Below are 24629 nucleotides of genomic sequence, written 5' to 3'. Positions count from 1 at the left end.
CGAAAGGAGAGCGATCCTCTTGACCACACAGACTACCACCGGTGAAAAAATGATTGTGTTCAAAGTAAATCATAAAGAGTATGCCATCTCTGTATCCGAAGTGATGTCCATTGAAAAATGGCAGCAGCCAACAAGGGTGCCGGGAGTGGAACCGTATATTTGCGGCGTCATTAATTTGAGAGGTGTTGTCACGCCTGTCATCGATTTAAGAAAGCGGATTGAAGCGCCTGGAGATACGATTACAGATGAAACGAGAATCATCATCATCACCCATCAGGACATTGAAGTCGGCTGGGTGGTGGACGAGGCGAACGATGTCATCACTGTCGAGGAAGAGGAAATTGAATCGGCTCCCGAAACGGTAGGAAAAGACGGCAGGCAATGGATTAAAGGCATCGTCAAGCAAGGGTCCAGACTTCTCAATCTGATTGACTCTGAAGCTGTTTTAAACCGGAAGTCGAGCCTTGCCGCCGCTTCTGAAAATGTGAAGAAATAAGGAGCCTATGATGAGCGTATTTAACGGAATTAGAGAAGAGCATCTTGATATATTGCGGGAAGTCGGGAATATCGGAGCGGGTCATTCCGCTTCTGCCCTGGCTCTATTGCTGAACAGGAAAATCGAAATGGAAGTGCCGTTTGTCAAGCTGATGTCGTTTGATGAGCTTGTCAACCTATTCGGCGGTGCAGACCTTCCTGTCGCAAGCATCTTTTTGCGCATGGAAGGGGATTTTCCCGGTTCTATGTTCGTGATCATGCCTTTTTCAGAGGCCGAGCAGCTGATCAGGGAGCTTGTCGGCAATCCGGAATTCGAGATTGAAAGCATGACGCCGAACGATATCGGAGCCTCCGCCCTGCACGAACTCGGGAATATTATGGCGGGATCTTATTTGACCGCTCTCGCTGATTTGACAAACCGGCAAATGTATCCGAGCGTCCCTGAACTGACGCTTGATATGTTCGGAGCCGTCATCAGCGAAGGGCTGATCGAGCTCAGCCAAGTCGGAGACCAGGTTATCGTGATCGACAACTCCATTTTTGACGAGGAGCACAACCGGAAAGTAAAAGCGCATTTGTTCCTTCTGCCGGACTATGATTCTTTTGAAAAGCTCTTTCATGCATTGGGTGCAGCTCTATGAAAATCTTAGAAAAAGAAACATCGATTATCAGAGTGGGAATTGCCGATGTGAAAATAGTCCGCACTCCCGACAAGATCAGGACATCGGGTCTCGGTTCGTGCGTCGGACTCGTGCTCTATGATTTGGAAGCGAAGACGGCCGGTCTCGTCCACGTCATGCTTCCCGACTCTTCCTTATCCAAGACACCGGACATCAATGTGGCAAAGTACGCGGACACAGCTGTCGAAGCGACGGTCAAGATGCTGCTTGAAGCCGGATGCCGAAAATACGCTTTGAAAGCGAAAATGGCCGGAGGAGCCGAAATGTTTAAATTTAAGATGACAAATGATTTGATGAAAGTCGGGCCAAGAAATGTGCTTGCGATTAAAAAACATCTATCTCTCTTAAACATTCCGATTGTAAGCGAGGATACAGGCGGAAACAGCGGAAGAACGATCGAGTTCGATCCGCAGTCAGCCGAACTTGTCATCCGGACAGTTAAACAAGGTGTAACGACGATTTAATATGCAATATAGGGGGATAAAGATGCAATCCTTGAACTATGAAGATCAGATGCTTTGGTCGCGGTGGAAAGAATGGAAAGATCCTCAGGCAGGCGATGATTTAATCCGCCGCTATATGCCGCTTGTGACATATCATGTCGGCCGGATAGCCGTCGGCTTGCCCAAGTCCGTTCATAAAGACGATTTGGTCAGCCTTGGCATGCTGGGTTTGTATGACGCCCTTGAAAAATTTGATCCGGGAAGGGATTTGAAGTTTGATACATACGCTTCCTTCAGAATCAGAGGCGCTATTATCGATGGCCTTCGCAAAGAAGACTGGCTTCCGAGAACATCCCGTGAAAAAACGAAGAAAGTGGAAGCTGCGATCGAAAAGCTCGAACAGCGCTACTTAAGAAATGTTTCGCCGAGCGAAATCGCCGCTGAGCTGGGAATGAGCGAGCAAGACGTCGTGACCACAATCAATGAAGGTTTCTTTGCGAATCTCCTTTCAATTGATGAGAAGCTTCACGACCATGAAGACGGGGAGAACGTCCAGGTGATGATCAGGGACGACAAAACGAGCACGCCGGAAGAAAAAATGCTCAAAGACGAACTGATCTCCCAGCTTGCGGAAAAAATAAACGAGCTTTCAGAAAAAGAACAGCTCGTGATCAGCTTATTCTATAAAGAAGAGCTGACCCTGACGGAAATCGGACAGGTTTTGAATTTGTCGACTTCCCGCATTTCACAGATTCACTCCAAGGCGCTTTTGAAACTGAAGCATCTGCTGGATAAAGTGGTACAATAACATGTAAGCTGCCGGCATGAACCCGGCAGCATTTTTTAAGCGTCCGACAGGGAAGTCTTTTTTTGATTAAATTTCATGGTTAGCGAGTGAAAAATATGTCAACAATATTATGGCTTGTGAGCTTTACGCTCCACGGTATATTGATTTATTTCGTCATCATTCTGAATGCGAGGCTCAGCGCTTTTAAGGCGGCGGAGAAAGAGCAAAAACAGCTTTTGGAAGAAACCGAGAATACATTGACCGCTTTTTTGATGGAGCTAAAAGACGAAAATGAAAAACTCGTTCGCGAGATTCGGGCGAATGCCGAAGAAGAGCCGCAAAGAGTGCAAACACAGCCTGACATTCCTGCTCAAACCCCCGCCCTTCCGGAAGCGGACGAATCGCGCGATCTGCCGCTTCACATCGAAGCGATGATCAATGAGGTGGAGCAGGAAGAGGATGAGCTCAATCAAAAAGAGCAGGAATCCGTATCCTATGAAAAAGAAGCTCTCGCATTATATGAAAAGGGGCTCTCTCCGGAGGAAATCGCAAGACAGCTGAAAAGCGGGAAAACAGAAATCGAGCTTTTCTTAAAATTTCGCGGAAAGCTGAAAAACGATTCTTGATTGTCGTGAAAGCTTATGTTATATTATTTCTTGGTGTTAATTACACACGCTTAACGATTTATGCAAGCGGTGCTGTGCGGTTCTCGCGTACAGTCCTGCATAAAAATGACCTAAGCGGAGGAAAAAAACCATTATATTAGGAGGAAATAACACATGTCAGTCATTTCTATGAAGCAATTGCTTGAAGCTGGTGTTCACTTCGGCCACCAAACGCGCCGCTGGAACCCAAAAATGAAGCGTTACATCTTCACGGAGCGTAACGGAATCTACATCATCGATCTTCAAAAAACAGTCAAAAAAGTTGAAGAAGCATACAACTTCACGAAAAACCTTGCAGCTGACGGAGGAAAAATCCTTTTCGTCGGTACGAAAAAGCAAGCTCAAGACTCTGTTAAAGAAGAAGCGGAACGTTCTGGAATGTACTATGTCAACCAACGTTGGCTTGGCGGTACGTTAACAAACTTTGAAACGATCCAAAAGCGTATCAAACGCCTTAAAGATATCGAAAAAATGCAGGAAAACGGCACATTTGACGTACTTCCTAAAAAAGAAGTTGTTCAATTGAAAAAAGAATTAGAGCGTCTTGAAAAATTCCTCGGCGGAATCAAAGAAATGAAAGAGCTTCCTGACGCACTGTTCATCATCGATCCTCGCAAAGAGCGCATCGCGGTTGCAGAAGCGCGCAAGCTGAACATTCCGATCATCGGAATCGTTGACACAAACTGTGATCCTGATGAAATCGATGTTGTCATCCCTGCGAACGATGACGCCATCCGCGCTGTTAAATTGCTGACTTCTAAAATGGCAGATGCCATCCTTGAAGCAAAACAAGGTGAAGAAGCAGCTGAAACAGAAGCGAAAGAAGCAGAAACAACTGAAACAACAACTGCTTAACCTGGTCAAAAGGTGATAAGGGGGTCTGCCTTTTATCACCTTTTTTTTCACCAGATCAACACTTACATATTTTGTTTGATATATAAGGAGGAAATCAAAAATGGCAATTACTGCACAAATGGTAAAAGAGCTTCGTGAAAAAACTGGCGCAGGCATGATGGACTGCAAGAAAGCGTTAACTGAAACTGACGGCAACATGGATAAAGCGATCGATCTTCTAAGAGAAAAAGGAATCGCAAAGGCTGCCAAAAAAGCTGACCGCATCGCGGCTGAAGGTTTGACTTTGATCAAAACCGACGGCAACACAGGCGTTATTCTTGAAGTGAACTCCGAAACGGACTTCGTTGCGAAAAACGAAGGCTTCAAAGAGCTTTTGAACGACCTTGCTGACCACATTCTTGCTGAAAAGCCTGAAAGCGTTGAAGCTGCTATGGCTCAAAAAATGGCTAACGGTTCAACTGTAGAAGAATACATCACAAGCGCGGTTGCTAAAATCGGAGAAAAAATCACGCTTCGCCGCTTCACTGTCCTGACAAAAGGCGATGACGCTGCATTCGGCGCATACCTGCACATGGGCGGAAAAATCGGCGTATTGACTGTCCTTAACGGCACAACTGACGAAGAAACAGCAAGAGACATCGCGATGCACGTTGCAGCTGTAAACCCTCGCTTCATTTCCCGTGACCAAGTGTCAGAAGAAGAAGCGAACCGCGAGCGCGAAATCTTGACTCAGCAGGCGCTTCAAGAAGGAAAGCCTGAAAACATCGTCGCAAAAATGGTTGAAGGCCGCCTGAACAAATACTTCGAAGAAATCTGCCTGCTTGATCAAGCATTCGTTAAAAACCCGGATGAAAAAGTGAAACAGGTCGTTGCTGCGAAAAATGCAACAGTTGAAACATTCGTCCGCTACGAAGTTGGAGAAGGTATCGAAAAACGCCAAGAAAACTTTGCTGAAGAAGTTATGAACCAAGTGAAAAAATAAGATTGAAAAGCCGCTTGCCTTAAAACACACGGCAGGATCTTTTCAAAGAAAATAGGGGACACAATTTGTGTCCCTATTTTTAAAACAGTTTACAAACCTTTTTTTCTCTTGCATAATAAATAACGGCAAGCATGCACTTGGAGGTTAATATGGAAAAACCAAAGTATAATCGTATCGTATTAAAGCTTAGCGGAGAAGCCCTTGCGGGTGAACAGGGAAACGGCATCAACCCGACAGTGATCCAGTCCATCGCCAAACAGGTGAAAGAAATCGCCGAGCTTGATGTTGAAGTGGCAGTCGTCGTCGGCGGCGGCAACCTGTGGCGCGGAAAAACGGGCAGCGATCTCGGAATGGACCGCGCAACAGCGGACTACATGGGAATGCTTGCAACGGTCATGAATTCCCTTGCGCTGCAAGACAGCCTTGAAACGCTCGGCATTCAATCAAGAGTTCAGACATCCATCGAAATGCGGCAGGTCGCTGAGCCATACATAAGAAGAAAAGCGATTCGCCATCTTGAAAAGAAGCGCGTCGTCATCTTCGCTGCCGGTACAGGCAATCCATACTTCTCAACGGATACGACAGCAGCGCTCAGAGCGGCTGAAATCGAAGCCGACGTCATCTTAATGGCTAAAAATAATGTCGACGGTGTATACAATGCCGATCCTCGAACTGACGAAACAGCCGTAAAATATGAAAAATTGTCTTATCTCGATGTGTTAAAAGACGGTTTGGCCGTCATGGATTCAACCGCCTCTTCACTTTGTATGGATAACGACATCCCGCTGATCGTCTTTTCTATTATGGAAGAAGGAAATATTAAAAAAGCCGTTTTAGGCGAACAAATCGGTACAATCGTAAGGGGGAAATAACGTGTCAACTCAAGTGATGAATGAAACAAAAGAACGGATGGAAAAAGCGATAGGCGCTTATCAGCGCGAATTGGCGACTGTACGTGCAGGACGTGCAAATCCGTCTTTACTGGACAAAGTGACAGTTGAATACTACGGAGCGCAGACGCCTTTAAACCAGATCGCGTCCATTACGGTTCCGGAAGCGCGCATGCTTCTCATCACACCGTATGACAAAACAGCGCTCGGCGATATTGAAAAAGCGATTCAAAAAGCCGACCTCGGCATAACTCCATCAAACGACGGCAACATCATCCGGATCACGATCCCTCCTCTAACTGAGGAGCGCAGAAAAGAGCTTGCCAAGCTCGTGAAAAAATATTCGGAAGATGCTAAAGTCGCGGTTCGCAACATCCGCCGCGATGCCAATGACGATCTGAAAAAACTAGAGAAAAATGGTGAAATGACTGAGGATGAATTGCGCTCTTCAACGGAAGACGTACAAAAGCTGACAGATGAATATGTGTCAAAAATTGATGAGATCACAAAAGATAAAGAGAAAGAAATCATGGAAGTTTAATGAAAAACTCTGTACAATAGATAATAGTGAAAAGACCCTCTCATGTTTACAGGGGGTTTTTTTGTTAATACTGTTGTTATCAAGAACGATATAACAGGAAAGCAACCTTTTGGGTGATGGAGGACTCTCATGCTCAATATACTCAAAAATTGGAAGAATCAGCATTCAGCTGCTTCCAACATGGAATGTTACACAAAAGAAAATATTTTAAAAGGAGAAATTCCTGAACATATCGCCATTATAATGGACGGAAACGGCCGTTGGGCAAAGAAACGGGCGATGCCCCGCATCGCGGGTCATCACGAAGGCATGAAGGTAGTCAGACAGACGACAAAGCTTGCCAATGAGCTCGGTGTCAAAGCGTTGACGCTGTATGCCTTTTCGACGGAAAATTGGAAGCGTCCTAAGTTTGAGGTTGACTTTCTGATGAAGCTGCCTGAAGAGTTCCTGGGAACGTATCTCCCGGAGCTGGTCGAAGAAAATGTCCGGGTCCGCTTGACAGGCGATAGGGAAGGACTGCCGCCCCACACGATCCGCGCGGTTGAAAAAGCCATCCGTGATACGGAGAACAATGACGGACTTATTCTTAATTTTGCATTGAATTACGGGGGACGTGCAGAAATCGTCAGAGCCGCAAAGAGAATTGCCGAAGAAGCGAAAAAAGGCACATTGAATACCGAGGAAATCGACGAAAAGCTATTTTCCGATTATTTAATGACAGAAGCTTTGCAGGACCCTGATTTGCTGATTCGCACAAGCGGCGAGATCAGGCTGAGCAACTTCATGCTTTGGCAGCTTGCCTACAGCGAATTTTTATTTACCGATGTATTGTGGCCTGATTTTAAAGACGTTCACTTGCTTCAGGCTATCGGAGAATATCAGCGTCGCGGGAGAAGGTTTGGCGGAATTTAGAGGATGGTGCAGATGAAACAGAGAATATTGACGGGTGTGATCGCGGCAGCGGTTTTTCTGCCGCTCGTGATTTTCGGCAAACTGCCGTTCACCCTGCTAGTTTATGCAATAGGTATACTCGCTCTATTTGAACTTTTAAGAATGAAAGGCCTGAAGCTTATCAGCGCTCCGGGTATCATCAGCCTGCTGCTTTTGGCGGTTTTGCTGTATCCAAGCCAATATGCGGAAGACGCGGGGCTGGGCATAACCAAAGGGGAGGTCGTCTTTTTGGCCGTCCTTTTGCTTTTGGCATACACGGTGCTCAGCAAAAACTCGTTTACTTTTGACGAAGCGGCATTCGTGGCGCTGGCAGCAGTTTATATCGGATTCGGGTTTTATTACTTTATTGAAATCAGAAACATCGGACTCAGCTACGTCTTTTTTGCAATCGGTGTCGTCTGGTCAACGGATTCCGGCGCTTATTTTATCGGAAAGGCGTTTGGAAAGCGGAAGCTCTGGCCTGAAATCAGCCCTAACAAAACGGTTGAAGGCTTTTGGGGCGGGATTTTGACAGCGGTCGTTTTTTCCGCGATTTATCAGGCTGCCACAGGTTTTCCGCACGCTTATCTGTTTGTGCTGATCATTACCGTGCTTTTATCAATCGTCGGTCAGATCGGCGATTTGGCCGAGTCTGCGTTCAAAAGACACTACAAAGTGAAAGACTCGGGCCGGATCCTTCCGGGACACGGCGGAATGCTGGACCGCTTTGACAGCTTTTTATTTGTCATGCCGGTTCTATACTTCCTGCTTGTTCTTTTTCAGCCGTTCGGGCTATGATAGAAAAGGGTACTGATAGCTAGAAAGAAACAGAGGTGCGGCAATTTTGAAGAACATATGTCTATTGGGGGCGACAGGCTCCATAGGAGAACAGACGCTTGATGTGATCAAAGCGCATGACGATAAGTTTCAGCTGACCGCCATGTCTTTCGGAAAAAACGCCGAAAAAGCGGCAGAAATCATTGAAACATTTAAACCGAAGTATGTATCCGTAGGGGATGAGCATACATATGAAGCATTAAAACAGCATTCTTTTTCTTACACCTTTAAAACAGGGATCGGGGAGGAATCTTTAATCGAAGCGGCCGTTAGTCCGGAAGCGGATGTCGTCGTCAATGCTCTCGTCGGCAGCGTCGGTCTTCTGCCGACTTTAAAGGCGATGGAGCATAAAAAAACAGTCGCGCTTGCAAATAAGGAAACTCTCGTGACAGCCGGTCATATAGTGAAAGAACACGCCCAAACATACGATGTCCCGCTCTTGCCAGTCGACAGCGAGCATTCTGCGATTTTCCAGGCGCTCCAGGGGGAAAATCCGAAGCATATTAAACGGCTGATCGTCACGGCTTCAGGCGGCAGCTTCAGGGACAGAACAAGACAGGAACTTGAAGGCGTCACAGTGGAAGAAGCTCTCAATCATCCAAATTGGTCGATGGGTGCAAAAATTACGATCGATTCGGCTACAATGATGAATAAAGGGCTCGAGGTCATTGAAGCGCACTGGCTGTTTGATCTGCCTTATGACCGGATCGATGTCCTCCTTCACAAAGAAAGCATCATTCATTCAATGGTGGAATTCCACGACCGAAGCGTCATCGCCCAGCTTGGCACACCTGATATGAGAGTGCCGATTCAATACGCGCTCAGCTATCCGGAACGCCTGCCGTTTGATGAAGCCAAATCACTCGAACTCTGGGAAGTCGGACAGCTGAATTTTGCCCAAGCTGATTTTGAAAGGTTCCGCTGCTTACAATTCGCTTATGAATCAGGTAAAATAGGCGGTACAATGCCGACTGTTTTAAACGCGGCCAACGAGGAAGCCGTTGCGGCATTTCTTTCAGGCAGGATTTCCTTTCTCAGGATTGAAGACATCATTGAAAAAGCTTTGGAACGCCATCAGGTGATCGCAAAGCCGAGCCTTCAAGAGATCCGTGAAGTGGACAAAGACGCCAGAAAGTTTGTCCAAACATTACTCACATAAGGTGGTATGTTCGTGAATACTGTGATCGCGTTTATTCTTATTTTTGGAACGCTCGTATTTTTCCATGAGCTTGGTCATCTCATCCTTGCTCAAAGAGCCGGAATACTGTGCCGGGAGTTTGCTATCGGCTTCGGTCCGAAAATCTTTTCGTTTAAGAAAAATGAGACCGTTTATACGATCAGGCTTCTTCCGATCGGCGGCTTTGTCAGAATGGCCGGCGAAGATCCTGAGATGATTGAAGTGAAGCCCGGTTATACGGTCGGGCTGTTGTTCGACAGTGAAAACAAAGTCGAAAAGATCATTATCAACCAAAAAGAAAAGTATCCTGACGCATTGGTCATCGAAGTGGAGCAGGCTGACCTGGAGCATCAGATGAGGATTACGGGCTATGAGCACGGCAATGAAGATCATCTCTCATCCTTTTCTGTCAGTGAAACGTCCTTTTTCATCGTAGACGGGGAAGAAGTCCAGATCGCTCCTTACAACCGCCAATTCCATTCAAAAACGGTTTGGCAGCGTATAAAGGCGATTGCGGCCGGCCCGATCATGAACTTTATTTTGGCTTATGTCATTCTCGTAATGCTCGGCCTGATGCAGGGAGTGCCGTCTGACGAGCCGGTGCTCGGCAAGTTGATAGACAACGGACGGGCGGCGGAAGCGGGACTCCAGGAAGGAGACCGCATTCAAACGATCAACGGGGAGAACATGAGATCGTGGACGGATATTGTCAACACGGTCAAGGAACACCCTGAAAAAGAACTGAAAATCGTGGTGATGCGCGACAACGTCAAGGTGACGAAATACGTAACACCTGAAGCAGTCAAGGCAGGGGACGAAACCGTCGGCAGATTCGGCGCTTACAACCCGATGAAAACAGGAATCCTGACATCAATTTCCTACGGTGCGACCGAAACGGCGACAGTAGCGCAGAGCATCGTGACCAATCTCGGAAAGCTCGTCACGGGACAATTCTCAATCGACATGCTGGCAGGTCCTGTCGGCATTTATGACATGACAGACCAAGTGGCCAAGACAGGCATTATCAATCTGCTGAAGCTGGCCGCATTTTTAAGCATTAACCTCGGGATCGTCAACCTTCTGCCAATCCCTGCGCTGGACGGCGGCAGACTGTTGTTCCTGTTTATTGAAGCGATCCGCGGAAAGCCGATCAACCGAGAAAAAGAAGCGTTTGTCGTCTTTGTCGGCGTCGCATTTTTGATGCTCTTAATGCTTGTCGTCACATGGAACGATATCCAGCGCTTATTTCTGTAAAACCAATTGCCTTTTTTAAGTGCAGCCAAGCCTTTTAAAAGGCTCTTTTTTAGGGACGCCGTTCCCGACTCAAAAAGTAACCAACTGAAACAAATGAGGTGCGAACGAATGAGACAGAGCAGGACTTTAATTCCTACGCTCCGCGAAGTACCGACTGATGCTGAAGCAAAAAGCCATCAGCTTCTTCTCAGAGCGGGGTTTATCAGACAAAACACAAGCGGTGTATACAGCTATATGCCTCTTGCCAATAAAGTCATTCATAAAATCCAGAGCATTGTCCGCCAAGAAATGGAGAAAATCAATGCCGTCGAAATGCTGATGCCTGCGCTCCAGCAGGCGGAAACTTGGCAGGAATCGGGAAGATGGTACACGTACGGTCCTGAGCTCATGAGGCTGAAAGACCGCCACGGCCGCGAATTTGCCCTTGGCGCGACACACGAAGAGGTCATCACAAGCATCGTCAGAGATGAAGTGAAATCGTACAAGCGCCTTCCGCTGACCCTTTACCAGATCCAATCGAAATTCCGCGATGAAAAGCGCCCGCGCTTCGGTCTGTTGAGAGGCCGGGAATTCATCATGAAGGATGCGTATTCCTTCCATTCTTCCGCCGAAAGCCTTGATGAAACGTACAATGATATGTACCAGGCGTATACGAATGTGTTTACGCGCTGCGGCTTGAATTTCAGACCGGTCATTGCAGATTCAGGCGCGATGGGCGGAAAGGATACCCATGAATTTATGGCACTGTCAGATGTCGGTGAAGATACAATTGCGTATTCTGATCAGTCTTCATACGCTGCCAACATCGAAATGGCTGAAGTGAAGGAAGCAGGTGCTGGCGAGCAGGCTGAAATGAAAGAGCTCCAGGAAGTTCACACACCTTCGGTCAAAACGATCGAAGAAGTTGCCGCATTTCTTGGCATATCCCCGTCAGACTGCATGAAATCAATGCTGATGAAAGCAGACGGACGATTTGTCCTCGTGTTGACGAGAGGGGATCATGAAGTCAACGATGTTAAGGTGAAGAACCTGCTTCAAGCAGAAACGATCGAATTCGCGAGCGCCGAAGAGGTTGCTGAGATAACAGGTACTGAGCCTGGCTTTGTCGGACCGGTGGGGCTCGACCGTGAAATCGAAATCTTTGCAGACTTTGCTGTGAAGGCGATGGCAAACGCAGCTGCAGGAGCGAATAAAACAGATTACCATTATCAAAACGTGAATATCAGTAGGGATGCGCACAATGTGACATTCGCCGATCTCCGCTTGATCCAGGAAGGAGACCCTTCACCGGATGGAAACGGAACGATCCGTTTTGCAAAAGGAATCGAAGTCGGACAAGTTTTTAAACTCGGCACCCGCTATTCTGAAGCGATGGACGCAACATACCTTGACGAAAACGGACGCGCTCAGCCGATGCTGATGGGCTGCTATGGAATCGGGATTTCCCGGACACTTTCGGCCATCGTTGAGCAGCATCATGACGATAAAGGCTTGATCTGGCCGCTGGAAGTGACGCCGTATGACCTGCACATCCTCGTGCTTAACATGAAAAATGACGCGCAGGTTCAGCTTGCCGAAAAGCTGTATGAAGATTTTAAAGCGAACGGCTATGACGTATTGTTTGATGACCGTGCTGAACGGGCCGGCGTTAAATTTGCAGATTCCGATTTGATCGGTCTGCCGATCCGCATCACGGTCGGAAAAAGAGCTGATGAAGGCGTTGTCGAAGTGAAGATCCGCAAAACCGGAGAATCATTTGAAGTCGCCGCTGAAGAGCTTTTGGACTTTATCGAAAAACAAGTCAAGAGCTTATCTTCTCACTCTTAAAGATGTTAAACTAGAGTAAAGGAAGGTACCTCGGGGATCGTCCCAAGGTACCTTCAATTATGATTTTCTTTTAGGGAGGAATCTGTCTTGGAAGACCAGCTTTCTGTCAACAGAAGACAGTTTCAAATTCTTCTGCAGCAGCTGAATGTAACGGAAGATACGATGATCCGTCACCTTGAAGGCGGACAAATCATAAAGCTGACCGTTCATAAAAACAAGAAGACATGGCACTTTCACTTTAAATTGAAAAATGTCCTGCCTTATCAAATCTTCGAACGGTTTCACACCCAGCTGACCCGCACCTTTTCCCATATCGCTCAGGTCACCTGTTCCATCGAGGCGGAAAACCCTTCGATTGACGAGCAGCTTGTTCAGGATTACTGGACGCGCTGCATCCAGGAACTCGATGGTATTTCCCCGCCGATTTTGACGCTTTTGAACGACCAAAAGCCCAAGCTTACAGGGAACAAAATCCTGCTTAAAACGAAAACAGATACAGAAGCATCCGCTTTAAAAAAGAAATACAGCTCACTCATCCAGTCAAGCTACTGCACATTCGGTTTTCCTGAGCTCCAGCTCGACACAGAAATCTTTGTGTCAGATCAAGAGATTCAGAAATTCAGAGAGCAAAAAATGGCCGAAGATCAAGAGAGAGCCCTTCAGGCTTTAATCGAAATGGAAAAGCAGGATAAGGAAGCCCAAGACGATGAAGCGCCGTCAGGCCCTCTTCAGATCGGCTACCAGATTAAAGACTCTGAAGAGATCAGAACGCTTGACAGCATCATGGATGAAGAGCGGAGAATTACGGTGCAAGGCTATGTATTCGACGCTGAAACAAGAGAGCTGAAAAGCGGCAGAACGCTTTGTATCTTTAAGATAACCGACTATACAAACAGCATTCTCGTCAAAATGTTCGCACGTGAAAAAGAGGACGCTGTTTTGATGAAGTCCCTGAAAAAAGGGATGTGGGTAAAGGCGAGAGGAAGCATACAAAACGATACATTCGTCCGCGATTTGGTGATGATCGCCAACGATGTCAATGAAATCAAAGGGAAAACCCGTGAGGATACAGCACCGGAGGACGAAAAACGTGTCGAGCTCCACCTCCATTCACCGATGAGCCAGATGGATGCCGTATCAAGTATCGGCAAGCTTGTCGAACAGGCGAAAAAATGGGGGCATCCGGCTATCGCGCTCACTGATCACGCTGTTGTCCAATCGTTTCCTGATGCATTCGCGGCGAGCAAAAAGCATGGCGTGAAAATGATCTACGGACTTGAAGCCAATCTCGTCGATGACGGCGTGCCGATTGCCTACAATCCGGTGCATCGTCTGCTTGAAGAGGAGACATATGTCGTGTTCGACGTCGAGACGACGGGGCTGTCGGCCGTCTATGATACGATCATCGAGCTGGCCGCCGTAAAAGTAAAAGGCGGGGAGATCATCGAACGCTTTGAAAGGTTTGCAAACCCGCATCGCCCTTTATCGGCTACGATCATCGAGCTGACTGGGATTACCGATGATATGCTGAAAGATGCGCCTGAAGCCGAAGAGGTCATCCGAGATTTTAAAGAATGGGTCGGAGATCACACGCTTGTCGCTCACAATGCAAGCTTTGACATCGGCTTCATCAATGTCGCCTACAAGCGTCTGCTGAATTCGGAGAAAGTGCAGAACCCGGTCATTGACACACTTGAGCTGGGCCGTTTTCTTTATCCGGAATTCAAAAACCACAGGCTGAATACGCTTTGTAAAAAGTTTGACATCGAGCTCACCCAGCACCACAGGGCGATTTATGATACCGAAGCGACGGGCTATCTCCTTGTGAAAATGCTGAAAGACGCGGCCGAAAAAAATATCATGTACCACGATCAGCTGAATGAAAATATGGGGCAGTCCAATGCCTATCAGCGTTCAAGGCCATATCACGCGACCCTTTTGGCGGTCAATGAGACAGGTTTGAAAAACCTTTTCAAACTCGTGTCGCTTTCACATATCCATTATTTTTACAGGGTGCCGAGGATCCCAAGGTCACAGCTTGAAAAGTACAGAGAAGGCCTTTTAATCGGTTCGGCATGCGACAAAGGCGAAGTATTCGAAGGCATGATGCAGAAATCGCCGGAAGAGGTCGAAGACATCGCTTCATTTTATGACTATCTTGAAGTCATGCCGCCTGAAGTCTACCGGCACCTGCTCCAGCTTGAACTCGTCAGGGATGAAAAAGCGTTAAAAGAAATCATCGCCAACATCACAAAGCTCGGCGAGAAACTGAATATTCCGGTAGTAGCTACGGGGAATGTTCATTACCTGAACCCTGAGGATAAAATTTACCGCAAGATTCTGGTTTCCTCACAAGGCGGCGCAAATCCGCTCAACAGGCACGAACTGCCGAACGTTCATTTCCGTTCGACGGATGAAATGCTTGAGGCCTTTTCATTTTTGGGTGAGGAAAAAGCGAAAGAAATCGTCGTCAAGAACACCCGTTTGATCAGCGAGCGAATCGAAGAAATCAAGCCGATCAAAGACGATCTTTACACACCGAAGATCGAAGGCGCAGATGACGAAATCCGCCGCATGAGCTATGAGAAAGCAAAAAGCATTTACGGCGACGACCTTCCGGAAATCGTCGAAAAGCGGATCGAAAAAGAGCTGAAAAGCATTATCGGCCATGGATTCGCCGTCATCTATCTGATCTCTCATAAGCTTGTAAAACGCTCCCTTGATGACGGCTATCTTGTCGGTTCAAGGGGATCGGTCGGTTCTTCCCTTGTCGCAACATTGACGGAAATTACCGAGGTCAACCCGCTGCCGCCGCATTACGTCTGTCCGGATTGCCGCCATTCCGAGTTTTTCAACGATGGATCGGTCGGTTCGGGATTTGATTTGCCTGACAAAGACTGTCCGAAGTGTGGAGCGGCCTACAGAAAAGACGGCCACGACATACCGTTCGAGACGTTTCTGGGGTTTAAAGGGGACAAGGTTCCTGATATCGACTTGAACTTCTCGGGCGAATATCAGCCGCACGCCCACAACTACACGAAAGTCCTGTTCGGAGAGGATAACGTCTACCGTGCGGGAACGATCGGCACAGTCGCCGAAAAAACGGCTTACGGGTATGTCAAAGGGTATGCTAACGACAACAATTTGCATATGCGCGGGGCGGAAATCGACCGCCTTGTCCAAGGCTGTACAGGCGTCAAGCGGACAACAGGGCAGCACCCGGGCGGAATCATCGTTGTGCCTGATTACATGGATATTTACGACTTTTCACCAATCCAGTTTCCGGCGGATGCCACCGATTCCGAATGGAAGACGACGCACTTTGACTTCCATTCCATCCATGACAACCTGCTGAAGCTGGATATTCTCGGACACGATGATCCGACGGTCATCCGTATGCTCCAGGATCTGAGCGGGATTGATCCGAAGACGATTCCGACCGATGATCCCGAAGTGATGAAAATTTTCCAAGGGACAGAATCTTTAGGGGTAACCGAGGAGCAGATCGGCTGTAAAACCGGAACGCTTGGCATCCCTGAATTCGGAACCCGCTTTGTCAGACAGATGCTCGAAGACACCAAGCCGACGACATTTTCCGAGCTCGTTCAGATTTCCGGCCTGTCACACGGTACGGACGTATGGCTCGGCAACGCGCAGGAGCTGATTCACAATAATATTTGTGAGCTGAGCGAAGTGATCGGCTGCCGTGATGATATTATGGTGTACTTAATCTACCAGGGGCTTGAGCCATCCCTCGCCTTTAAGATTATGGAATTTGTCCGTAAAGGTAAGGGACTGACACCTGAGTGGGAAGAAGAAATGAAGAATAATAATGTTCCGGACTGGTATATCGACTCGTGTAAAAAAATCAAATACATGTTCCCGAAAGCCCACGCTGCGGCATATGTTTTGATGGCGGTCAGAATCGCTTATTTTAAAGTCCATCATCCGCTGCTCTACTACGCAGCATACTTTACGGTGCGGGCCGATGACTTTGATATCGAAACGATGATCAAAGGGTCGACAGCGATTAAAGCCGTCATGGATGACATCAACTCTAAAGGCCTTGACGCTTCTCCGAAAGAGAAAAGTTTGCTCACGGTGCTTGAGCTGGCGCTTGAAATGTGCGAAAGGGGCTTCTCTTTCCAAAAAGTCGACTTATACAGATCGAGCGCTTCCGAATTCATCATTGACGGAAACAGCTTGATTCCGCCGTTTAATTCAATACCGGGGCTTGGAACAAACGCCGCTTTGAATATTGTCAAAGCAAGGGAAGAAGGCGAATTTCTTTCCAAAGAAGATTTGCAAAAAAGAGGCAAGGTGTCAAAAACGATCATGGAATACTTGGAGCGCCACGGCTGTCTCGAGTCGCTCCCAGATCAGAACCAGCTGTCATTATTCTAATTCTAATGCTGCCTGCTCAAGCAGGCAGCTGATTTTAACAGGAATTATCGCCGGCTTTCGAATCGTATATCTGATGCCCATACAAAAAACCGGATGACGAAATATCAACCGGGTCTCAGCCAGGTTCTGCAAAAAGCTTGAACTAACGCTGTCATGATTTGCAATAAAAATATGGTTATGGTATAGTTTTATTGGAAATGCTAACGATAGCCGAGGCGAAGAGTGGGGAAACCCGCTCTTTTGTATTGAACAGGCAATTTTGTCTCGACATGTTCATCGTTTTTTCTAAAATCCCCTGCTTTTGAAGCAGGGTTTTTACGAGGGAGCTGATGAATGGGAGCCTGCACAAGGAGGAAAAGTATGAGTAACAAAGTGATCGATACCGTCAGCGAAATGGTCCAGCCTATACTAGACAATCTTCAGCTTGAACTCGTTGACATCGAATTTGTCAAGGAAGGTCCGAGCTGGTTTCTTCGCGTGTTTATTGATTCAGATGACGGCGTGGACATCGAGGAATGTGCCAAGGTTAGCGAAGCTCTTAGTGAAAAGCTCGACGAGGCTGATCCGATCAAGCAAAACTATTTTCTTGAAGTATCGTCACCTGGAGCTGAGAGGCCTTTAAAGAAAGAAGCCGATTTCATGAAAGCGCTCGGAAAAAACGTATATATTAAAACGTACGAACCTATTGAAGGCAATAAAGAGTTTGAAGGCGAGCTTTCCGCATTTGACGGTGAAAACGTGGAAGTCGCGGTGATGATCAAAACGCGCCGGAAAACGATCAATATTCCATATGATAAAGTAGCCAAAGCAAGGCTGGCTGTTTCGTTCAATTAATTTTTGACTGTTTAAGGGGGAAACCATAAACATGAGTAGTGAGTTGTTAGATGCCCTGACTGTTCTTGAAAAAGAAAAGGGAATCAGTAAGGACATTATTATTGAAGCAATTGAAGCTGCGCTCATTTCCGCTTATAAGCGGAACTTCAACCAGGCGCAGAACGTCAGGGTAGATTTAAATCGCGACACTGGTTCAATCCGCGTTTTCGCCCGCAAAGATGTCGTGGATGAAGTGTATGATCCGCGCCTTGAAATCTCGATTGAAGATGCCGTAAACATCAATCCGAACTACATTGTCGGAGATGTCGTGGAAATCGAAGTGACGCCGAAGGATTTCGGCCGCATCGCTGCCCAGACGGCAAAGCAGGTCGTGACTCAGCGCGTCCGCGAAGCGGAGCGCGGCGTCATCTATTCTGAATTCATCGATCGCGAAGAAGATATCATGACAGGCATCGTTCAGCGGATCGACAATAAGTTCATCTATGTCTCTTTAGGAAAAATCGAGGCGCTTCTGCCGGTTTCAGAACAGATGCCGAATGAAGTCTACAAGCCCCATGACCGGATCAAAGTGTTCATTACAAAAGTCGAAAAAACGACGAAGGGTCCGCAGATTTACGTTTCAAGAACTCATCCAGGTTTATTAAAACGTCTCTTTGAAATCGAAGTCCCGGAAATTTACGATGGAACGGTCGAGCTCAAATCCGTGGCGAGAGAAGCGGGAGACCGCTCGAAGATTTCCGTGCGCACGGATAATCCCGACATCGATCCCGTCGGCGCCTGCGTCGGACCGAAGGGTCAGCGCGTTCAGGCGATCGTCAATGAATTGAAAGGCGAGAAAATTGATATTGTTCACTGGTCAAACGACCCGGTTGAATTCGTCGCCAATGCGCTGAGCCCTTCAAAAGTGCTCGACGTCATCGTCAATGAAGAGGATAAGGCGACAACGGTTGTCGTTCCTGACTACCAGCTGTCGCTCGCCATCGGAAAAAGAGGTCAAAACGCCCGCTTGGCAGCTAAGTTGACAAGCTGGAAGATCGATATTAAAAGCGAAACAGATGCAAGAGAGCTTGGAATTTATCCAAGGGAGCTTGAAGAAGAGGAGCCGGAAGAGCTTTTCTTTGAAAGCGAAACTCCAGAATCGGATGAATAAGAGGTGACCTTTGGTGAAAAGCCGAAAGAAGATCCCGCTTAGAAAATGCGTCGTAACAGGGGAAATGAAGCCTAAAAAGGAGCTCATCCGCGTCGTCCGTTCGAAAGAAGGGGAAGTTTCCGTAGACCCGACCGGCAAGAAAAACGGCCGGGGAGCCTACCTTACTCTTGATAAAGACGTCATTTTAACTGCAAAAAAGAAAAACAGCTTAGCAAATCAGCTTCAAGCACAGATTGATGATCAGATTTTTGATGAACTGCTGGAACTGGCGGAAAAGGAGAATTAGATAAATGTCGGAATCAGAATGGTTTTCCTTGCTGGGTCTGGCGAATCGAGCTCGAAAGGTCGTGTCCGGAGAAGACCTGGTTGTGAAAGAAATCAGGCATTCGCGCGCAAAGCTTGTTTTGCTTGCAGACGACGCATCGGCTAACACGGAGAAAAAAGTAACCGACAAATGCAGGCACTACGATGTACCGGTGAAAAAAGTCGGAGATCGTATGCTTTTGGGCCGTTCAATCGGCAAAGAATCCCGTGTGGTTGTTGCTGTCACTGATCAAGGTTTTGCGAATACGTTGCTCCGAAAGCTCGATTAATTTTTTTGGGGGTGAACGAATGGCTAAAATGAGAGTTTATGAATATGCAAAAGCCATAAATGTTTCAAGTAAGGATATTATCGCGGCATTGAAAGATATGAATATCGAAGTCAATAACCATATGGCGATGATCGAAGAAAATGCGATCAAACAGCTCGATCAAAAATTCAAGAAGAGCGCTAAACCTGCGGGAAATAAAAAGGATGCCGGTACAGGCGGACAAAAGCCGCAGCAAGAAGCCGCAAAACAGAATGCCGGAAGTAAGCCAAACAAAAATCGAGACGGAAAGAAGAATAACGTGCAGAATACTCAATTTAACAATAAAAACAAGAAGAAAAACAACAACAACAATAACAAAAAGAACAAGCGCGGTAAAAATCATCAATCTCCGCAGGAGAAGCAGTTCAAGCCGAAAAAAGAACTGCCTGAAAAAATCGAATTTACCAACTCAATGTCGGTCGGGCAGCTTGCCGAAGAGCTCGGAAAAGAACCGTCAGAAATCATTAAAAAATTAATGCTTCTCGGCACTATGGCAACGATCAACCAAGATCTTGACAAAGATACCGTTGAGCTGATCGCTTCAGAATACGGCGTCGACGTCGAAGAAGTGATCGTCCTTGAAGAAACCGAGCTCGAAAAATACGAAGAGCCGGATCAAGAAGAAGACCTTGAAATCCGTCCTCCTGTCGTAACAATCATGGGCCACGTCGACCACGGAAAAACAACGCTTCTTGACAGCATCAGAAAAACGAAGGTCGTCGAAGGCGAAGCCGGAGGCATCACACAGCATATTGGCGCTTATCAGATCGAGGAAAACGGCAAAAAAATCACCTTCCTTGACACTCCGGGCCACGCCGCATTCACAACGATGCGCGCACGCGGTGCGGAAGTTACGGATATTACGATTCTCGTCGTAGCTGCAGATGACGGGGTCATGCCGCAGACGGTCGAAGCGATCAACCATGCGAAAGCGGCTGAAGTGCCGATCATCGTCGCTGTCAACAAAATCGACAAACCGACGGCAAACCCTGACCGGGTGATGCAGGAGCTGACAGAGCACGGTCTTGTTCCTGAAGCATGGGGAGGCGAGACGATTTTCGTTCCTCTTTCAGCACTGTCAGGAGAGGGAATCGATGAGCTGATCGAAATGATCCTGCTCGTCAGCGAGGTCGAGGAGCTCAAAGCGAATCCGAACCGCAGAGCAAAAGGAACGGTCATCGAAGCCGAGCTTGATAAAGGAAAAGGTTCTGTCGCAACACTGCTCGTTCAAAACGGAACGCTTCACGTCGGAGATCCGATTGTCGTCGGGAACACATTTGGACGCGTTCGCGCGATGGTCAATGATGTCGGCAGACGCGTTAAATCGGCGGGACCGTCAACACCTGTTGAAATCACCGGATTGAACGAAGTTCCGAACGCAGGGGATCAGTTCCTTGTGTTCAAAGACGAAAAAACAGCCCGTTCAGTCGGCGAAGCCCGCGCTACCAAGCAGCTTGAAGAACAGCGCAGCGATAAAGCGAAGCTCAGCCTTGATGACTTGTTTGAACAGATTAAACAAGGCGATGTCAAAGACATTAATCTCGTGGTCAAAGCTGATGTTCAAGGCTCTGCTGAAGCTCTCGTTGCAGCACTGCAAAAAATAGAAGTCGAAGGCGTCAGAGTCAAAATCATCCACACAGGCGTAGGTGCGATTACCGAATCAGACATTATTTTAGCTTCTGCTTCAAATGCAATCGTGATCGGGTTTAATGTCAGACCTGACGGAAATGCTAAGAGTACCGCCGAAGCCGAAAATGTGGATATCCGCCTTCACCGCATCATTTATAAAGTCATCGATGAGATCGAAGCAGCCATGAAAGGCATGCTTGATCCTGAGTATGAAGAAAAAGTGATCGGCATGGTTGAAGTCCGTCAAACATTCAAAGTCTCTAAAATCGGAACGATTGCCGGAGGCTATGTAACGGAAGGTACGATCACACGTGACAGCGGAATCCGCTTAATCCGCGACGGCGTCGTCATCTATGAAGGGGAAGTCGATGTGCTGAAACGCTTTAAAGATGATGTGAAAGAAGTTTCACAAGGATATGAATGTGGTATCACCATTAAGAAATACAACGACATTCGCGAAGGCGATATGATCGAAGCGTATGTCATGCAAGAAATTGAAAGAAAGTGATCGGTTTCGTTGAATGCGAATGCATCATTTACGATGCATCATCACTCAAGGAAAAACGGGCGGTGCTGAAGCGGGTGATCACAAGAATCCGCGCAAAGTTCAACGTTTCTGTTTCAGAAATTGACTACCAGGACACTTGGCAGCGCACAAGCTTTGGTATCGCCGCCGTTTCTTCCTCTCGCGTGCAAACGGAAAAAGAGTTGCAACGGGTTCTAAGCTTTATCGACTCTTTTCCGGAAATTGAACGGACGATCACGAGAACAGAGTGGTTTTAACGTAGAGGTGGTATGGTCATGACGATGAGAGCTACCCGTGTGGGTGAGCAGATGAAAAAAGAACTTGGTGACATTATCGGCAGAAAGCTGAAAGATCCGCGGATCGGATTTTTAACAGTCACTGATGTCAGGGTCTCAGGTGATTTGCAAATTGCCAAAGTGTATATTTCCGTTTTAGGCGATGAAAAGAAACGGGAAGAAACGCTCAAAGGCTTGGCAAAAGCAAAGGGCTTTATTCGTTCCGAACTTGGAAACCGAATCAGGCTCCGTAAAACACCTGAAATCCATTTTGAGTTCGATGAATCGATCGATTACGGAAACCGTATCGAAACATTGATTCACGAGCTGAACGCAAACAAAGAAGAATCATAAGCTGAAAAAGGATAGGCGGGCGACTGCCTGTCCTTTTTAGCTCCAAATGAGAAAGGGGCGAAGAAACACGAATGTATAACGGAGTCCTTCTGTTGCATAAACCGGTCGGCATGACTTCGCACGACTGCGTCATGAAGATCCGCAAACTGTTGAAAACAAAAAAGGTCGGCCATACCGGCACATTGGATCCCGAGGTTTCGGGCGTTCTCCCGATCTGCGTCGGGAGAGCAACCAAAGTCGTCGAGTATTTGACGGAAAAGTCCAAAACATATGATGCAGAGGTCACGCTTGGCTGTTCCACGGAGACAGAAGACCAGACGGGGCAAGTCACGGAAAAGAAACCCGTTTTAGCGCCGCCTGATGAACAGGCCGTGCAGAGCGTCCTGAGATCTCTTGAAGGAACGATTGAGCAAGTCCCGCCGATGTATTCCGCTGTCAAGGTAGGCGGCAAAAAGCTGTATGAATACGCGCGGGCCGGTATCGAGGTTGAACGGCCGAAGCGGGCCATCACCATCCATCATATCGAACTGACATCCGAGATTCGCCATGAGCAGGATAAAGCCCGCTTTCGGTTTGTTGTGACATGTTCAAAAGGCACATATGTCAGGACCTTGGTGGTAACAATCGGGGAGAAGCTCGGATATCCCGCGCATATGTCCAACCTGGTCAGGACCGCATCAGGCCCTTTTACCCTTGATGAATGCTTGACCTTTGAAGACGTCGAAGGCTTGATTGCTGGCGGAACATTGTCCGAAAAGCTCGTCCCCATCGAACGTGCGCTTGATCATTTGCCGAAATGGATAATTAGTGATACATTAGCTAAGAAAGTGGAAAATGGAGCGGTGCTTGAAACGCCCGGCAGCTTTTCTCATTTGACGAGCGAAGACCGCATTGCGGTCTTTACGGAAGCAGGCCGGTGCACAGCCGTCTATTATCCGCATCCGACCAAAACCGGCCTGTTGAAGCCGGCAAAAGTACTCGTGCAAAAAAGCGAACAATAGAAAAGGTGACCGTTCTTGAAGACGATACATATTTCCCACCCACACGACTTGAAGCGTGAGGATTTTCCGACATCAGTTATGGCATTAGGCTATTTTGACGGTGTTCACCTGGGACATCAGCAAGTGATTCTTACAGCAAAAAACACCGCGGCAAGAGAAGGGGTCAAAACGGCCGTGATGACCTTTCATCCCCACCCTTCTGCCGTGCTCAAAAAAGGCCGGGAGCCAAAAGATTTAATCACGCCTTTGCAGGACAAAATCAGCATCATTGAAGATTTAGGGGTCGATTTTTTATACGTTGTCACATTTACCCCTGAATTCGCTTCTCTATCGCCTGAAGAATTTATCGATCAATATATACTCGGCTTTCACGTTACTCATGTTGTAGCCGGGTTTGACTTTACCTTCGGGAAATTCGGCAAAGGCACAATGGAAAATTTCCAGGAGTATGCGAAAGGCCGTGTCAAAAGCACGTCTGTCGCAAAATACTCCAATCAGGACCAAAAGGTGAGCTCCACGAGAATCCGCACTGTCCTGGCAGCCGGAGACGTCGAGTACGCCGCTGAACTGCTCGGCAGGCCGTACCATGTGAAAGGCTTTGTGATCCACGGCGATAAAAGGGGCCGAACGATCGGATTTCCGACCGCCAATATCGGCCTTAAAGACACATACATCGTCCCGCCGACAGGTGTGTATGCCGTTAAAGCCGAAATCGGCGGCGCTGTCTACAACGGCGTCTGCAATGTCGGATACAAGCCGACGTTTTACGAAAAACGGCCGGGGCAGCCTTCAATCGAAGTCAACTTATTCGATTTTGACCGTGACATATACGGGTCCGAAATTAAGGTTGAATGGTATAAGCGGCTGAGGAGCGAAAAAAAATTCGGCAGCGTTGACGAGCTTGTCGAACAGATTTCTAGAGACAAAGAAGAAGCGATCCGCTTCTTCAGAGAGCGGAAGCCGGCCGAAATCTAGATGTATGGAAACGGCAATACGCGTCAACAATGGTGATAATAGCTAAACTTCATCATAAATGGTTGCATTAGGCCCGCATTTCTAGTATCATATTGTCTGTAGCTTTAAAACCGTTCACTTGGCAAATCGAATCACCGGCGTTTGCTAGGTAATCGGGGCTAATATTATATGGAGGTGAAACAGGATGGCAATTACTCAAGAGCGTAAAACACAACTCATCAATGAGTTCAAAACCCACGAATCTGACACGGGATCACCGGAAGTTCAGATCGCTATCCTAACAGATCAAATCAACAACTTGAACGAGCATTTACGCACTCACAAGAAAGACCATCACTCACGTCGCGGTCTTCTTAAAATGGTAGGTAAACGTCGTAATCTTCTTACGTATCTTCGTAACAAAGACGTAACTCGTTACCGTGAGTTGATCAACAAACTAGGATTACGTCGATAATCGTAAAAAGCGGGAGGATTCCCGCTTTTTTA

25 protein-coding genes are annotated in these 24629 nt (G+C 47.3%); all 25 read left to right on the top strand.

Annotated elements, in window-relative coordinates; all coding sequences use genetic code 11:
* Positions 1-19: 19 nt before the first annotated feature.
* The 25 genes from M1E03_RS12560 to rpsO all read left to right on the top strand — a co-directional run bounded on the left by M1E03_RS12560 (position 20) and on the right by rpsO (position 24597).
* Positions 20-496 (top strand): chemotaxis protein CheW, encoded by a 477-nt coding sequence (locus M1E03_RS12560; protein ID WP_003181816.1) that lies wholly within the window; start codon positions 20-22, stop codon positions 494-496.
* A 10-nt stretch (positions 497-506) separates the two neighbouring features.
* Positions 507-1136: a chemotaxis protein CheC gene (locus M1E03_RS12555; RefSeq protein WP_149169453.1), complete on the top strand. Its 630-nt coding sequence runs from the start codon at positions 507-509 to the stop codon at positions 1134-1136.
* The gene (locus M1E03_RS12550; RefSeq protein WP_003181820.1) at positions 1133-1639 is read left to right on the top strand and encodes a chemotaxis protein CheD; all 507 of its coding nucleotides are present in this window, start codon (positions 1133-1135) and stop codon (positions 1637-1639) included. Before M1E03_RS12555 ends, M1E03_RS12550 begins: the two co-directional genes overlap by 4 nt.
* A 22-nt stretch (positions 1640-1661) precedes the next feature.
* Positions 1662-2426 (top strand): FliA/WhiG family RNA polymerase sigma factor, encoded by a 765-nt coding sequence (locus M1E03_RS12545; protein ID WP_003181822.1) that lies wholly within the window; start codon positions 1662-1664, stop codon positions 2424-2426.
* Between the two features lie 95 nt (positions 2427-2521).
* Positions 2522-3031, top strand: a complete 510-nt coding sequence (locus tag M1E03_RS12540; protein ID WP_145608117.1) for a DUF6115 domain-containing protein — start codon at positions 2522-2524, stop codon at positions 3029-3031.
* Between the two features lie 153 nt (positions 3032-3184).
* Positions 3185-3925 (top strand): 30S ribosomal protein S2, encoded by a 741-nt coding sequence (gene rpsB / locus M1E03_RS12535; RefSeq protein WP_025811393.1) that lies wholly within the window; start codon positions 3185-3187, stop codon positions 3923-3925.
* A gap of 100 nt (positions 3926-4025) precedes the next feature.
* Entirely contained in the window at positions 4026-4907 is an 882-nt protein-coding gene (gene tsf / locus M1E03_RS12530; protein WP_020451415.1) for a translation elongation factor Ts, read from the top strand.
* Between the two features lie 149 nt (positions 4908-5056).
* Complete coding sequence (gene pyrH, locus M1E03_RS12525) at positions 5057-5779, top strand: UMP kinase (RefSeq protein ID WP_020451416.1); 723 nt, start codon at positions 5057-5059, stop codon at positions 5777-5779.
* Between the two features lie 16 nt (positions 5780-5795).
* Complete coding sequence (frr, locus tag M1E03_RS12520; protein ID WP_154495759.1) at positions 5796-6338, top strand: ribosome recycling factor; 543 nt, start codon at positions 5796-5798, stop codon at positions 6336-6338.
* Between the two features lie 129 nt (positions 6339-6467).
* Positions 6468-7250 (top strand): isoprenyl transferase, encoded by a 783-nt coding sequence (locus tag M1E03_RS12515; RefSeq protein ID WP_020451418.1) that lies wholly within the window; start codon positions 6468-6470, stop codon positions 7248-7250.
* Between the two features lie 12 nt (positions 7251-7262).
* A complete protein-coding gene (locus M1E03_RS12510) occupies positions 7263-8066 on the top strand; it encodes a phosphatidate cytidylyltransferase (protein WP_020451419.1) in 804 nt (267 codons plus the stop codon).
* Between the two features lie 46 nt (positions 8067-8112).
* Complete coding sequence (gene dxr, locus M1E03_RS12505; RefSeq protein WP_025811397.1) at positions 8113-9264, top strand: 1-deoxy-D-xylulose-5-phosphate reductoisomerase; 1152 nt, start codon at positions 8113-8115, stop codon at positions 9262-9264.
* Positions 9265-9270: 6 nt separating this feature from the next.
* Positions 9271-10536: an RIP metalloprotease RseP gene (gene rseP, locus M1E03_RS12500; protein WP_096748095.1), complete on the top strand. Its 1266-nt coding sequence runs from the start codon at positions 9271-9273 to the stop codon at positions 10534-10536.
* 108 nt (positions 10537-10644) lie between these two features.
* Positions 10645-12363, top strand: a complete 1719-nt coding sequence (locus M1E03_RS12495; protein ID WP_458110464.1) for a proline--tRNA ligase — start codon at positions 10645-10647, stop codon at positions 12361-12363.
* Between the two features lie 87 nt (positions 12364-12450).
* Entirely contained in the window at positions 12451-16767 is a 4317-nt protein-coding gene (locus tag M1E03_RS12490) for a PolC-type DNA polymerase III (RefSeq protein WP_020451423.1), read from the top strand.
* 360 nt (positions 16768-17127) lie between these two features.
* Positions 17128-17601, top strand: coding sequence for a ribosome maturation factor RimP (rimP, locus tag M1E03_RS12485; protein ID WP_023857195.1), 474 nt, complete (start codon positions 17128-17130; stop codon positions 17599-17601).
* A 31-nt stretch (positions 17602-17632) separates the two neighbouring features.
* Positions 17633-18751 (top strand): transcription termination factor NusA, encoded by a 1119-nt coding sequence (gene nusA, locus M1E03_RS12480; RefSeq protein ID WP_020451429.1) that lies wholly within the window; start codon positions 17633-17635, stop codon positions 18749-18751.
* Positions 18752-18764: 13 nt separating this feature from the next.
* Complete coding sequence (gene rnpM / locus M1E03_RS12475; RefSeq protein ID WP_020451430.1) at positions 18765-19037, top strand: RNase P modulator RnpM; 273 nt, start codon at positions 18765-18767, stop codon at positions 19035-19037.
* 4 nt (positions 19038-19041) lie between these two features.
* Positions 19042-19344: a YlxQ family RNA-binding protein gene (locus M1E03_RS12470; protein WP_020451431.1), complete on the top strand. Its 303-nt coding sequence runs from the start codon at positions 19042-19044 to the stop codon at positions 19342-19344.
* Positions 19345-19363: 19 nt separating this feature from the next.
* Positions 19364-21520 carry a translation initiation factor IF-2 gene (gene infB, locus M1E03_RS12465; protein ID WP_020451432.1) on the top strand — a complete coding sequence of 719 codons (2157 nt, stop codon included), beginning with the start codon at positions 19364-19366 and terminating at the stop codon, positions 21518-21520.
* Positions 21517-21795 (top strand): DUF503 domain-containing protein, encoded by a 279-nt coding sequence (locus M1E03_RS12460; RefSeq protein WP_020451433.1) that lies wholly within the window; start codon positions 21517-21519, stop codon positions 21793-21795. The genes infB and M1E03_RS12460 overlap by 4 nt, the downstream gene beginning before the upstream one ends.
* A gap of 18 nt (positions 21796-21813) precedes the next feature.
* Positions 21814-22167: a 30S ribosome-binding factor RbfA gene (gene rbfA / locus M1E03_RS12455; protein ID WP_003181873.1), complete on the top strand. Its 354-nt coding sequence runs from the start codon at positions 21814-21816 to the stop codon at positions 22165-22167.
* Between the two features lie 71 nt (positions 22168-22238).
* Complete coding sequence (gene truB / locus M1E03_RS12450) at positions 22239-23168, top strand: tRNA pseudouridine(55) synthase TruB (protein WP_035338753.1); 930 nt, start codon at positions 22239-22241, stop codon at positions 23166-23168.
* A 15-nt stretch (positions 23169-23183) separates the two neighbouring features.
* A complete protein-coding gene (ribF, locus tag M1E03_RS12445) occupies positions 23184-24143 on the top strand; it encodes a bifunctional riboflavin kinase/FAD synthetase (protein ID WP_035338752.1) in 960 nt (319 codons plus the stop codon).
* Between the two features lie 184 nt (positions 24144-24327).
* Positions 24328-24597: a 30S ribosomal protein S15 gene (gene rpsO / locus M1E03_RS12440; RefSeq protein WP_003181879.1), complete on the top strand. Its 270-nt coding sequence runs from the start codon at positions 24328-24330 to the stop codon at positions 24595-24597.
* Positions 24598-24629: the final 32 nt, after the last annotated feature.

This window comes from Bacillus sp. PK6-013 (assembly GCF_054161445.1).
This window is presented reverse-complemented; position numbering and strand designations above follow the sequence as displayed.